Below are 13233 nucleotides of genomic sequence, written 5' to 3' on the forward strand. Positions count from 1 at the left end.
TTTCCTATCTTCTATGAATTAGGCCAGATAACTAAGTTGAGCAATGAACTGATTTGCATAAGTACTGCTCGCACCTACTTTAAATGGAACTGGTGCATGATAATCATCAAAGACTACTTCACCACGACCTAAAGAAGCATTACCAAAACCACTGAATCGGTATCCTACACCAAAACGCCAGTGTTGATTAATGTTGGTATCTATTCCTGCCCCCAGATTATAGCCAAATTGAGTCTGTGAATGATCTGTAAAAATTGGGGTGAGGTTAATGCTACCTGTCTCATTTGTTGCAGTGCTGTAGTTGCTTGTATTATTAAAGGCAGCCCCGATTCCTGCTGCTAAATAAGGATGAAATCGCTCATAAACAGTGCCTAGTAATCTTGCAGAAACAAGCAATTGCTGGGTTTCGAACCGATATTGATATGTATAAAGCGTTGAGGTATCGGGTTCTATGCCTACCGTATGAGTACCGCTGACATATATGGGCCAAAAATAATTATATTCCAGTCCTCCCTGAAGAAAAAATCCGGAGTATGGCAATTGGTATTCTGCGCCAAGAAAAGCTCCTATAAAACCTGAGTTTTTTCCTCCAGAGTTATGATAAGTAAAAACATCGTCATCTGTCCCTAGATAGGTTGCTGATGAACCTGCATTAATGTTGGCATAACCACCTAAAATTGCTGCCATGGGTCTTAAACCAGATGAAGAAATGGATTGAATACCTGACTCGCCAGCCGTAGTTAATGAAGAATACAGACAAATCATTGCCATACCAGGAATTGTGATCCGTAAAGCCATACAAGTTTTCTCCTTAATTTTATTATTTTTTTAATAGCCCGCTTTATTAAAATACTAGGTTCTTACGATTAAATATACTGGAATTATTTATCCATCTTTTTTCATGTTTAGATACAATATTTATTTATAAGGCAATCTGGCATTTTTTTATTTATTTTGACTTGATGAAATGTTAGTTAGATTAGGATATACTTTTTAAGCTACTTAGTTTTTTACTACATACATATTAGCTGCAGTAAGGCATTATAATCTCTCGGATTTTGTTGATATAAAAATTATGCAATAACATACGAACTATTGAATTTTCTGCAAGCGGATGCTAGGGTGCCGATTGGAAAGTTGTTGGTATTATGTTAACTATTAAATAAAAGGGGAACTGTGTGAAATTTACAAATTTATTAACAGTAGGAGCGCTGACAGCATCTTTAGTATCACCTGCAATTATGGCAGCAGATACCAATAATACAACTCCTATGTCTGATGCACAAAAAAAAGAAATCGAAAAAGTAGTGCATGACTATTTAGTAGCAAATCCAGAAGTGCTTTTGGAAGCGTCACAAGCTCTGCAACAAAAACAACAACAAAATATGCAGCAGCAAGCCCAATCTGCAATTAAAGAAAATACAGATCAATTATTCCTGGGCAAAACTACGATTGTAGGTAATCCAAAAGGTAATGTGACTATAGTAGAATTTTTTGATTATCAATGCATTCATTGCAAAAAAATGTCACCAATTATTGACAGCCTGATTAAGAAAGACAGTGATTTGCGTGTTATTTATAAAGAATTCCCAATTTTTGGTAAGAGCTCTGAGTTAGCTTCTAGAGCTGCTTTAGCAGCTGGTATGCAAGGTAAATATCAAGCCATGCATAATGCATTGATTTCTATCGACAAACGCTTAAATGATCAAATCATTATGTCTACTGCTAAGTCTTTAGGTTTGGATATGAAAAAATTTAAGACAGATATGCAAAGCAAAGAAGTAACTGCTATTTTAGACGCAAACCGTGAATTAGCAGAAAAGTTACATCTGATGGGGACTCCTGCGTTTATAGTTGCCTCAACTCCAAATGGTCAATTTAAAGAAGGTTCTGAGCCCTCGTTTATACCTGGTGCTGCCAGTGAAGAGTCGCTACAAGAATTAATTAAGAAAGCAGCAGGTAATTCATAAGTACCGTAGCAATCCGGGTTAAGGGGAATCCATAACCCGGGAATACCTCTTCTCTGCAAACAACTCCCGAGATTCGGGTTTCGGCTTTTACCTAGAATATGTTGAGATCTTCATGACAAAACCATCTACATTTCAGGATATTATTCTCACTTTGCAGCAATATTGGGCTGCTCAAGGATGTGTCATTTTACAACCCTTTGATATGGAAGTTGGTGCGGGTACTTTCCATCCGGCCACTTTCTTGCGGGCAATAGGGCCTGAACCCTGGTCGGCTGCTTATGTACAGCCTTCCCGAAGACCTACTGATGGTCGTTATGGGGATAACCCAAATCGTGTACAACATTATTATCAATTTCAAGTAGTGCTCAAGCCTTCTCCTCTAGATATACAAGATAAATATTTGGATTCCTTACGTGCACTGGGAGTGGATCCTTTAGCAGATGACATTCGTTTTGTTGAAGACAACTGGGAGTCGCCTACTTTAGGCGCGTGGGGTTTAGGATGGGAGGTTTGGCAAAACGGTATGGAAGTATCCCAATTTACCTATTTCCAACAAGCAGGTGGTTTGGTGTGTGCGCCGGTCACTGGTGAATTGACTTATGGTTTGGAACGTTTGGCAATGTATATATTAGGAGTGGATAATTTATTTGATCTTCCCTGGAGCAATACTGCTAATGGCACAATAACTTATGGTAATGTGTTCCATCAAAATGAAGTGGAAATGTCCGCTTATAACTTTGAACATGCCAATGTAGAAGAATTATTTAAACAATTTGATTATTATGAGAGTGAGGCACAAAAACTGATCGCGTTACAATTACCACTTCCTGCTTATGAAATGGTAATTAAAGCATCCCACTCATTTAACTTGCTCGATGCTCGCAAAGCGATATCCGTTACTGAAAGACAGCGTTATATTTTACGCGTAAGGCATTTATCAAGAGCAGTAGCGCAGGCTTATTATCAAGCACGCGAAGCTTTGGGTTTTCCTATGCTTAACCAGAAGGTGTGTGATGGTCAATGATTTTATTTTTGAATTGGGTTGTGAAGAGTTGCCTTCTGGTTCAGTTTGGCCTTTGGCTGATGAGTTTGCTAATCAATTATTGGCTGCATTGGATAAAGCACAATTAAGCTATGGACAAGTAAAGCGTTTTGCAACACCAAGGCGTATCGCAATTACTATTTTTGATTTGCAAGAAGAGCAAAAAAGCCAGATTGTTACCCGTCGAGGCCCTGCATTAGCTGCTGCTTACGATAAAGAGGACAAACCAACACCTGCTTTACTTGGCTTTGCCAAATCATGTGGTGTAGAAGTGGAACAACTTTCCCGAATAGAAACAGAAAAAGGGGATTGGATTGTCTATGAAACGCAAAGCCAAGGTAATAAAACCAAAGATTTGCTACCGGCTTTAATTAGTCAATCCTTGACTGCTTTGCCGATTGCTAAACCCATGCGTTGGGGAGCAGGAGATGAAGAGTTTGCGCGACCTGTGCATTGGGTTGTAATGCTGTATGGTGACAAGGTAATTGAGCATACTCTTTTGGGAATTCAAAGTGACCGTAACAGTAGAGGACACCGTTTCCATCATCCACAACACGTCGTAATTAACTCGGCACAAAGTTATGAATCACAAATGAAGGAAGCTTTTGTTATTGCTGATTTTGCAACCAGAAAGCAAATGATTAAAAAACAAATTGAAGAGTTAGCAGCGTCCATTCAGGCTACAGTAATCATGCCCGAAGATTTGCTTGATGAAGTGACTTCAATTGTCGAATGGCCTCAGGCTTTAATGGCTGATTTTGAAAAAGAATTTCTTGAGGTTCCTGCTGAATCTTTAATTGCTTCAATGCAATCACATCAAAAATGTTTTGCTTTAAAGGATAACCAAGGGAAATTGCTACCCCATTTTATTACGGTTTCGAACATTGTCAGTAGCAATCCAAAACAAGTTATTTTAGGGAATGAAAAAGTGATGCGAGCGCGTTTAAGTGATGCAGCATTCTTTTTTCGACAAGATAAAAAACTGCCTTTAAGTCAGCGTATTTCGGGTACAGAACACGTTGTTTTTCAAGCCAAACTAGGAAGTTTACAGGATAAAGCGTTACGGATTGAGGCGTTAATGACTTATTTAAGCCCTGCTATGCATTTGAACATACAACAGGCACAACGTGCAGCGCAGTTAAGCAAATGTGATTTGTTGACAGGAATGGTTGGTGAATTTCCTGAGTTGCAGGGATTAATGGGATATTATTACGCCCTCAATGATGGCGAGGATCAAATTGTTGCCCAAGCTTTAAATGAACAATATATGCCGCGTTTTGCTGCGGACAGTTTACCTGAGTCTGATTTGGGGTTGGCATTATCTTTAGCAGACCGGATCGATACTTTGGTTGGTATTTTTGGTATAGGGCAAAAGCCTTCAGGGGTAAAAGATCCGTTTAAGTTACGTCGTCATGCTTTAGCTGTTGTCCGTTTACTTATTGCAACACCAGCACAACTCAATTTAAGCACATTAATTGAACAAGCAATTATTCATTATGGCAACCTGATAACTATTGAGCCTAATTTACAGAGTGAATTGAAATCTTTTATTCTGGAGCGTTTGCAATCTCATTACCAAAGCCAAGGACTGAGTATTGATTTGGTACATGCGGTACGAGCTCGCCAAGAGGATTGGCTGTATGATTTGGACAAGCGTTTGAGTGCGCTGCAATTGTTTGTGAAACTGCCGGAAGCAGCTTCTCTTTCTGCTGCATGCAAGCGCGTGAATAATCTGCTTTCTCAAGCAGGCAGACAAAGTTTGTCAGCTGTTAATGAACAACTTTTTGAAGAGGAACCGGAGAAGTTTTTATATGTTCATATTAATCAAATTGCACGAGCGGTAGAACCTTTGTATCGCTCTGCTGATTATGGACTACTACTTAAATTACTTGCCAGCCTGAAAGAACCGGTAGATCTTTTCTTTGATAAAGTAATGGTCATGGTGGAGAATCCAGCAATAAAAGCTAATCGTTTAGCACTTCTGGCACGATTGCAGGAGTTGTTGCAAGGAGTTGCGGATATTTCTTTATTACAGATTGGGTAATACAGTACGTAGCCTGGGTGCAGCGCAGCGGAACCCGGGATTTATGGGGATGGATAAAACGCTCAACCCCGGGTTCCGCTGCGCTGCACCCAGGCTACAATTCTACAATTTTATATTTTTTGTGGTTTAAATATGTTGAATATTTCAGCTGTAGGTTATGAGCATGAAGACCTACACGATAAAGCAAAGGCAATTGCAAAACAATTGAATTTTATTTTAGACAAAAATGCAAGTGCTTGTCTCTTTGTTACTGAAAATCAACTGTCATTAAAAATAGCTGGTTTTTCCCCAATCTCTGCTGAGTTCGGTGCCGCTTTTTGGAGTAAAAGAAAATCTGAGGGGAAAAAGCAAGGATTAGTCCGTGCCTGCAAACCTTCTCCCGGCCTTAAAATTATTGATGCAACTGCGGGTTGGGGGCGCGATTCCGCCATTTTAGCCAGTTTTGGTGCTGAAGTATTAATGTTTGAACGTCATCCTGTTATGGCTTCTTTATTGTCAGATGCTTTAATTCGCAGAAATGAGTTAGAGCAACATCCACTGCATTTGATACTTCATGCTGGGGATGCTTATTCCTATTTGAGCTCCTTAGCAGAACAAGACTACCCTGACGTTATTTACATTGATCCCATGCACCCGGAACGTAGTAAATCGGCATTGGTAAAAAAAGAAATGCAAGCATTACAACAAATAATCGGTGCTGATGAAGACGCACTCGAACTCATTCAATTGGCGATAACTCGGACGAAGCAAAAAGTAGTAGTAAAATGGCCGCAAAAAATAAAACCTTTATTGCCTGAAAATGCAGCTATAGAGGGAAAAACAGTACGGTTTGATATTTATTTTTCTAATTTGCGGCAATTGTAGCCTGGGTGCAGCGCAGCGAAACCCGGGATTCAGGACTATTTCTCCCGGGTTTCGCTGCGCTGCACCCAGGCTACAATACTAACCAAATTCCGCGAGTTCTTCTCGGAGGCGTTTTTCTTCAAATAAGTCTTCTATTCTTCTTCTTCGTTCCAATTTAGTTGAAGGATTTGTTTCCGAAGGTAGGAGTGTATCAACACCCAACTCTTCCATGTCGTTCACGTCTTCTTCAAATTCACGAGTATCCATAGCTATCTCCTTAGCCTAACCCGTAGTTAATCTTATAAAATAACAGAAATTAAGTTGGGGGAATAGTGGAATTTTTTGACCATGTTTTGAGAAGTGATCGAAGCGTGAATACCTGGTTTAATTTAAAAAATCAAAAAACCAGGATTTGTAGTTAACCGGTAATACCCTTTACCACTTGTTCGTGCTCAGCTTCTTGTTTATGTACTTTTTCTTGTTCATCTTCTATTTCTTTCTGCGTTTTACCTGCCATTCTTGCCAGAACCCTGCCATCATCGATTTCTTTGCGATATTGCTGAGTGAGTTTTTCTGAAGGTTCTTGTCGAGGCGCATCTTTAAGTAAGTTACTAATTTTTTGACGTTTTTCAGCTGCTTTTTCATGAAGTAACCTCAACTCGCTAGCAGAGAAGATTTCTTCGGGCTTAATTTCCTTGCCAGATCCATCTTTTAGATGAATACCTCTTACTTGCTCTTTTTCATCTTTCTTTTCTTCTCCAGGTAGTGGACCTGGCTCAAAGCCTGCTTCGAGTGCCGCTTCATAAGCTTGTCTTGCTCTTTGTTTTCGAGTCTTCTCATCTTCGAAATTAATAGTCATGGTGATTGAATCAAAGCCAGAGGCTCTTACTGCTTGAGCCATAGTCAACATGTCTACCTTGGGCAATTCTTTATTACTTAAATAGTAAAAGGGAGATAAGATGCGGGATGGCATAGTTGCAGTCCAAAGACCGGGTTCGCCATCTTTCCCTTTGGTATGGTGCAGCTTTTTACCTGATAAGGAAATGATAAAATTTAAATCTTCTGGATTTATGGCGGAGATTGTACCTTTTTCACAATCTACATAAGCGCGTGTATTTCTAGTTGGCGCTTCCATACCTCGTCTTTTAAGACTCTCCGCCCTTGCCAGTGCCATTTCCCGCTCCATTTCATCTCTTTGGGAGGAGCTGAGTTGATCTTGCCAACTTTCCAATTGACCAGTGAAGATAAGACGTTTTTTTTCAAGAGCAGAGGCTTTATCGAGTATAGTCAGGTTTGCTTTTGCCGAGTCGTTAAATGCAGTAAGTTGATCTGTATGGTTTTTTTCCATCTCTGCTATTAAATCTTTTTTTATTTTTTCTACTTCATCAGGAGTTTTGCCTAAGGCTTTTTCGATTTTTTTTGAAAATTCAGGGGTATTAAGTTCAGCTTTAAAATCTTCTAGTTCTTTTTTTTGCTGAGCTTCTATCGCTTTTCTACCCCTCTGATTAATTTGTTCAAGATAGCCTCGAATTTGCTCTACGGAAAGCTCAGGGATTTGGTTGACCCGTTTTTTAAAGAACTCCATTGAATCTTTATATGTTTCTTGAGCGTCTGTATAAAACTTTTGAGGTTTCAATAGTCCTTCGAGTTTTGTTCTAACTTCTTTTTTCTCAGCAGGATCATCTCCTTGGATTAGTTTTGCAAAGGTATCTTCCTTTTCTGAACCTACTTGTGTTTTAAAACCTGAAAAATCTTGGATTCGCTTATCAGCATGAGCCTTAAAAGCCCCAGCCCCCATGTCTTTAGCTACGTCTTGAGTTAACCCAATAGAGTCGCGGTATTTTTGATAAATTCTTTCCTGTTCTTCGGGACTAAATTGATCCAAAAATCTTCTAGATTTTAATATATTATAAAATGCTTGTCTAAATGAAGGCATAGAATGGTACCTCAGGAGCTCTTTTTTATAAAGTATAACACTTTTATGAAGTATAACACTTATTCATTAAGATAGGATTAGGCCTAAATGGTAAGGATTGTTAAGATTGGGTAAACAAATCGCTCTTTTTTACCGCTTATTGTGCTTTATGCATGACATGAACAGATAAATGCTCGGCTAATCTTGCTTAAAACAAGCGCAGGCTGAGCTGTATGCTATGGCTGTCAAGCTAAGAGCATTTACTATTTCATTTTACTCAATTTGCAAGTAATTCTGTCATCCTCGAGTAGGGGATCCGTTTTTATATTGGCAATGTGCTTCATCATGGATGAGTTCTTGCCCTCACAGGAATGACAATGTCTTCTTTCTGTTAATTTGATGGTCACCCAATATATGTTGATGTTCGCGAGAGCGGTACGATGAGGATTGGAACAAAGGAAACCTATTTTAAAACCCCGGGTGACGGCTTTGCCTTCACCCGGGTTATATAAAAAATCTAAATAGATTCTACCAGGCAGGAATAGCGGAGTCTCCAAATAAAGTTTTAGCTTTTTCTTTAACCTCTTCAGAGTTTAATGCCTTAACAAAAAGCTCCAGTTGTTCTTTTTTAGGAGTGTTACTGCGAATGACGATGATATTGGCATAAGGTGAGTTCTTATCTTCAGTAAATAAAGCATCACGTGAAGGATTCAGACCTGCAGGCAAGGCAAAGGTTGTATTGATTACTGCTGCATCCACATCGGGTAAAACTCTTGGCAATTGTGCGGCATCCATTTCCTTGAATTGCAGGTGATGTGGATTTGTTGCAATATCTTTTAGACCCGTATTTTCAGTCGGTTTTAAGGTAATCAATTGTGCTTTTTCCAATAATTGCAGTGCTCGCATTTCATTGCTGGGGTCATTGGGGAGGGCGATTACTGCCTTTTCCGGCAATTGTTGTAGCGAAGTATATTTTTTGGAATAAATTCCCATGGGGTAAACAAATGTTCTACCTATCGCCTCTAAAGTATATCCATGGGCTTTAATAGCTGCATTAAGATAAGGCAAGTGTTGGTAGACATTCGCATCCAAGCTTCCATCTTGTAATGCTTCATTGGGTAAATTGTAATCATTGAAGGTTACAATTTTTATATTTAAGTCGTATTTGTTCTTTGCTACTTCTTTTGCTGTTTCAACCAGTTCAGTTTCAGGACCTGCAATGGTTCCTATTACCAAAGTATTTGGTGAGGGTTTGTTGCATGCAACAAGACTCAATAATAAGACGCAATAAGCTAAAATACGCATTTAATACTCCAAAAAATAATACAGGGTCTGTTTCCATTTCTACTATCTTGGCCAAACTGTTCTGATTTTCTGCGTTTCGATGCTCACATACTCTGTGTATGCTGCGCATCAGTACTCGAAAATCAGACCATTTTAGCTCAAGCTAGCGAAATGGAAACAGACCGACCCTAGTTATGTAAAAAACGTTTTGCTAAATAATCTCCGGCCATTTGAATCAGTTGTACCATCACAATCAAAATAATTACTGTGGATATCATGACTCCGGCATCAAAACGTTGGTAACCATAGTTAATTGCTAAAGTACCCAAGCCGCCAGCACCGACGGTTCCTGCCATTGCTGAATAATTGACTAAAGTAATCGCTGTAACAGTAATAGCATGAATTAACCCGGGCTTCGCTTCGGGTAATAAAATGTGCATGATAATTTGTTGGGTGTTTGCACCCATTGCATAACCCGTTTCGATAAGGCCTGAAGGCAAGCTACGATAAACATTATCTACCAATCTAGCAAAAAAGGGTGTTGCACCTAGAGTAAGAGGTACTATCGCTGCATTCATTCCAATTGAAGTACCCACTATAAGCCGGGTGAATGGAATAATTGCTACTAATAAAATAATAAAAGGTATGGAGCGTGCCATGTTAATGAAGGCAGATAATGCCTTATACACTTTAGGCATTGGTTTAATATGACTGGACGAATAAAGCCAGGTTCCTAAAGGTAAGCCGAGTATAATTGCAAATAAAGTACTGATGGCTACCATATACAGTGTTTCGTATGTTGCAATGAATAAATCATATGCCATTGGGAAGGACATAACCTAAAACCTCCACAGTTAAATTGGCTTGTTCACAGCGTTCAATGAATGCTTCAAGTAAAAATTGATGTGCAGTTAACTCAACAACTACAACGCCACAGGTTACTGTATCATAACGATCTATATTGGCGAGCAAGATGTTAATGTCTAGATTTAACTCACGACTTGTTTGACTAATAAACGGTACTGTTGCTTCTTCACCCTGGAAGAATAAGCGCAGTAAAGGTTTATCAGTTATGTAATCTGCGAGTCTTTTAGTAAGACATTCAGGTAATTGTGGACTGAGCTGCGCATAAAGCATATTTCGAGCCAGACTATCTTTTTTATTAAATACATTAGCAAGGGCGGTAGTTTCAACCAACTCGCCATCAACCATTACCGCCAACCGGTTACAAATTCGTTTCACTACATCCATTTCATGAGTGATAAGGATTATAGTGATGCCATAAAGCGCATTAATTTTTTTTAGCAGCGCTAAAATAGAATCGGTTGTTTCGGGGTCTAATGCTGAGGTTGCCTCATCGCAAAGCAGAATTTTAGGAGAGCAGCTTAAGGCACGAGCAATAGCAACTCTTTGTTTTTGTCCCCCGCTGAGTTGTGCGGGGTATGCCAGCTTTTTATCGGTTAATTCGACAATTGGCAGTAATTCTTCAATTTTATTCCGAATGGCTTCTTCATCAATTCCTTGAATGCGCATGGGAAGGGCAATGTTGTCATAAACATTTTTCGAGTTGAGTAAATTGAACTGTTGAAAAATCATTGCCATTTTGTGCCGGGCTAAAGCCAAATCTTTTCTTGAAAGACTTGTCAAATATTGGTTATCAATGATGACATGACCTTCATCAGGCCGTTCTAGAAGATTAATACATCTTAATAAGGTTGATTTACCTGCACCACTTTTACCAATGATTCCGAAAATTTCACCTTCTTGGATAAATAGATTAATGTCACGCAGAACAGATTTACCCGAAAAGGATTTGGATAATCCACTTAATTCAATCATTATTATAACCTGAGATTATGCGTGCGGGCGGAGACTTAGAGGAATGTAATCATATCCGCTTTAGCCGTATTTTCAAAAAAGAGCCCCTTTTTTGAGCGTCCGCAAGCTGAATTTCAAATCGACGCCATTGCAACATTATACACAAATTGTTGGCATAAACAACGTAACGTCTTCTGATTTTAGTGATATTTTGATGTTTTTAAGGAATAAAGTAGTCTGGGTGCAGCGCAGCGGAACCCGGGTTTCTAAATCTGAATAAAATTTCTAAACACGGGTTCCGCTGCACCCAGATTATTTTTTATTTTTGTAATTCTTCGCGATTTTTAAAATAATCTAATGCCTTAGGGTTTGCCAGAGATTGCAAATTATTTACAGGTAAACCATGAACAACTTGTCTGACCGCTACCTCTACTATTTTGCCGCTAATTGTTCTTGGAATATCTTCAACTTGCAGTATTTTCGCTGGTACGTGTCTTGGTGAGGCGTTCTGACGAATCGTTAAACGTATTTTATTGATTAACTCTTCCGTAAGCTGCATGTTGTCACGCAGTTTAACAAACAAAACGATACGCACATCATCTTGCCAATCTTGACCAATTACAATGCTGTCGACCACTTCATCTATTTTTTCTACTTGTCTATAAATTTCAGCGGTACCAATACGCACACCTCCAGGATTTAAAACAGCATCGGAGCGCCCATAAATGATTAATCCATTGTGAGCGGTAATTTCTGCAAAATCACCATGAGCCCATACTCCAGGAAACCGTTCGAAATAAGCGCGTTGATATGTGGTTCTTTCGGGATCATTCCAAAAACCTACAGGCATGGACGGGAAGGGAGCTGTACAGACTAATTCTCCGCGCTCTTCACGAACGGGATGTCCTTCCTCATCAAATACATCAACAGCCATACCAAGACCAAGGCATTGCAATTCGCCTCTGTAAATTGGAAGCATTGGATTACCTAAGGCAAAACAAGAAATGATGTCTGTACCGCCTGAAATAGAACAAAGCTGCACATCCTCTTTGATTTGTTCGTACACGTAATCATAGTTTTTAGGTAGAAGTGGTGAGCCTGTAGAGAGAATGCAGCGTAAGTGAGTTAAATCAAACTCTTCTTTGGGTTTAACTCCTGCTTTTTCTACAGAAGAGATAAATTTGGCACTGGTGCCAAAAACAGTGACCTGTTCTTCCTCAATTAATTCGAATAAACGATTACTTTCAGGGTAAGTCGGGGAGCCTTCATATAAAGTAAGTGTTGCTCCTAAGGCAAGTGCAGAAACAGTCCAGTTCCACATCATCCATCCACAAGTAGTATAAAAGCATAAGTTGTCCTTAGCTTGCAGATCGGTATGTAATCCTAATTCTTTAATGTGCTGTAATAGGGTTCCACCTGCTCCATGAACGATGCATTTAGGTTTGCCAGTAGTTCCTGATGAGAACATAATGTAAACTGGATGTTCAAAAGGCATGGCAACAAATTCACAGTGATTTGCTGGACGAAGAAAATCCTTCCAATATTGTGCCTTAGGCAGCGCAGAACTATCTATGGACTCGTTTATATTAGGACAAATTACAATTTGGATGAGCGAGCTAATGGCATCATTCAATTGTTTGATTTTTTCCGTCCCGCTATGTTTTTTTCCTTGATATTGATGTCCATCACAGATAAACAATACTTTGGGATCAATTTGTCCTAATCGATCGATTGCAGCTTGAGCGCCAAAATCAGGTGAACAAGAAGACCAGATCGCCCCTAATGAGGTAGTAGCGAGCATAGCAATAATTGTATATGCGGTATTTGGCATCAAAGCAGCTACTCTATCGCCGGCAGTAACTCCAATTGCTTTTAAACCCGCAGCGCATTGTGCGACCAAATCATGTAATTGTTCGTAGCTAATTACTTGTTTTTGGTTGTCTTCATTAAGACTAATTAAAGCTGGATGCTTATCTTTGCGTGATAATAGTTTTTCAGCGAAATTAAATTGCGCCCCAGCAAACCAATGTGCATTTATCATTTCATCATTATGATAGTGATTCAGGATTTGGTATGGTGCAGTATCAAACTGGACATGAAAGAAATCGCAAAGTGTTGGCCAAAATGAGTCAGGATGTTTAATAGACCAGGTATGCAAATCTTGATAATTTTCAAAAACCTGACCGTTTTGTTTGGCAGCGAATTCCATAAATTGCCACATTTTACTTTTTTTAGGATTTTTGGGTTTCCATAAGATGTCATTCATTTCATTCTCTCTTATTTATTACTTTATTTCAGCCAGACTCTATGTAATAGA

At 39.1% G+C, this 13233-nt stretch carries 11 protein-coding genes; 4 read left to right on the forward strand and 7 right to left on the reverse strand.

Annotated features, from left to right (window positions below; genetic code table 11):
- Positions 1 to 18: 18 nt before the first annotated feature.
- A complete protein-coding gene (locus DY223_RS06210) occupies positions 19 to 798 on the reverse strand; it encodes an outer membrane protein (protein WP_058459110.1) in 780 nt (259 codons plus the stop codon).
- Between the two features lie 380 nt (positions 799 to 1178).
- On the opposite strand from DY223_RS06210, the gene DY223_RS06215 reads away from it, so the two are divergent.
- The 4 genes from DY223_RS06215 to DY223_RS06230 all read left to right on the forward strand — a co-directional run bounded on the left by DY223_RS06215 (position 1179) and on the right by DY223_RS06230 (position 5920).
- Positions 1179 to 1970 (forward strand): DsbA family protein, encoded by a 792-nt coding sequence (locus tag DY223_RS06215; protein ID WP_058459111.1) that lies wholly within the window; start codon positions 1179 to 1181, stop codon positions 1968 to 1970.
- A 112-nt stretch (positions 1971 to 2082) separates the two neighbouring features.
- Entirely contained in the window at positions 2083 to 2994 is a 912-nt protein-coding gene (gene glyQ, locus DY223_RS06220) for a glycine--tRNA ligase subunit alpha (protein ID WP_058459112.1), read from the forward strand.
- A complete protein-coding gene (gene glyS, locus DY223_RS06225) occupies positions 2984 to 5056 on the forward strand; it encodes a glycine--tRNA ligase subunit beta (protein ID WP_058459113.1) in 2073 nt (690 codons plus the stop codon). The genes glyQ and glyS overlap by 11 nt, the downstream gene beginning before the upstream one ends.
- Before the next feature lie 132 nt (positions 5057 to 5188).
- Positions 5189 to 5920: a class I SAM-dependent methyltransferase gene (locus DY223_RS06230; protein ID WP_058459114.1), complete on the forward strand. Its 732-nt coding sequence runs from the start codon at positions 5189 to 5191 to the stop codon at positions 5918 to 5920.
- Between the two features lie 78 nt (positions 5921 to 5998).
- Here DY223_RS06230 and DY223_RS19225 read toward each other — a convergent pair whose 3' ends face one another.
- The 6 genes from DY223_RS19225 to DY223_RS06255 all read right to left on the reverse strand — a co-directional run bounded on the left by DY223_RS19225 (position 5999) and on the right by DY223_RS06255 (position 13182).
- Positions 5999 to 6166, reverse strand: coding sequence for a PA3496 family putative envelope integrity protein (locus DY223_RS19225; protein WP_165483270.1), 168 nt, complete (start codon positions 6164 to 6166; stop codon positions 5999 to 6001).
- Between the two features lie 151 nt (positions 6167 to 6317).
- Positions 6318 to 7835 (reverse strand): hypothetical protein, encoded by a 1518-nt coding sequence (locus tag DY223_RS06235; protein WP_058459115.1) that lies wholly within the window; start codon positions 7833 to 7835, stop codon positions 6318 to 6320.
- Between the two features lie 507 nt (positions 7836 to 8342).
- Complete coding sequence (locus tag DY223_RS06240) at positions 8343 to 9119, reverse strand: MetQ/NlpA family ABC transporter substrate-binding protein (RefSeq protein WP_058459116.1); 777 nt, start codon at positions 9117 to 9119, stop codon at positions 8343 to 8345.
- Between the two features lie 167 nt (positions 9120 to 9286).
- Positions 9287 to 9934, reverse strand: a complete 648-nt coding sequence (locus tag DY223_RS06245) for a methionine ABC transporter permease (RefSeq protein ID WP_058459117.1) — start codon at positions 9932 to 9934, stop codon at positions 9287 to 9289.
- Positions 9912 to 10937, reverse strand: coding sequence for a methionine ABC transporter ATP-binding protein (locus DY223_RS06250; RefSeq protein WP_058459118.1), 1026 nt, complete (start codon positions 10935 to 10937; stop codon positions 9912 to 9914). Before DY223_RS06250 ends, DY223_RS06245 begins: the two co-directional genes overlap by 23 nt.
- Before the next feature lie 298 nt (positions 10938 to 11235).
- Complete coding sequence (locus tag DY223_RS06255) at positions 11236 to 13182, reverse strand: acetoacetate--CoA ligase (RefSeq protein WP_058459119.1); 1947 nt, start codon at positions 13180 to 13182, stop codon at positions 11236 to 11238.
- Positions 13183 to 13233 lie beyond the last annotated feature (51 nt).

The sequence above is a fragment of the Legionella bozemanae genome (genome assembly GCF_900450575.1).
Taxonomy (GTDB): Bacteria; Pseudomonadota; Gammaproteobacteria; order Legionellales; family Legionellaceae; genus Legionella; species Legionella bozemanae.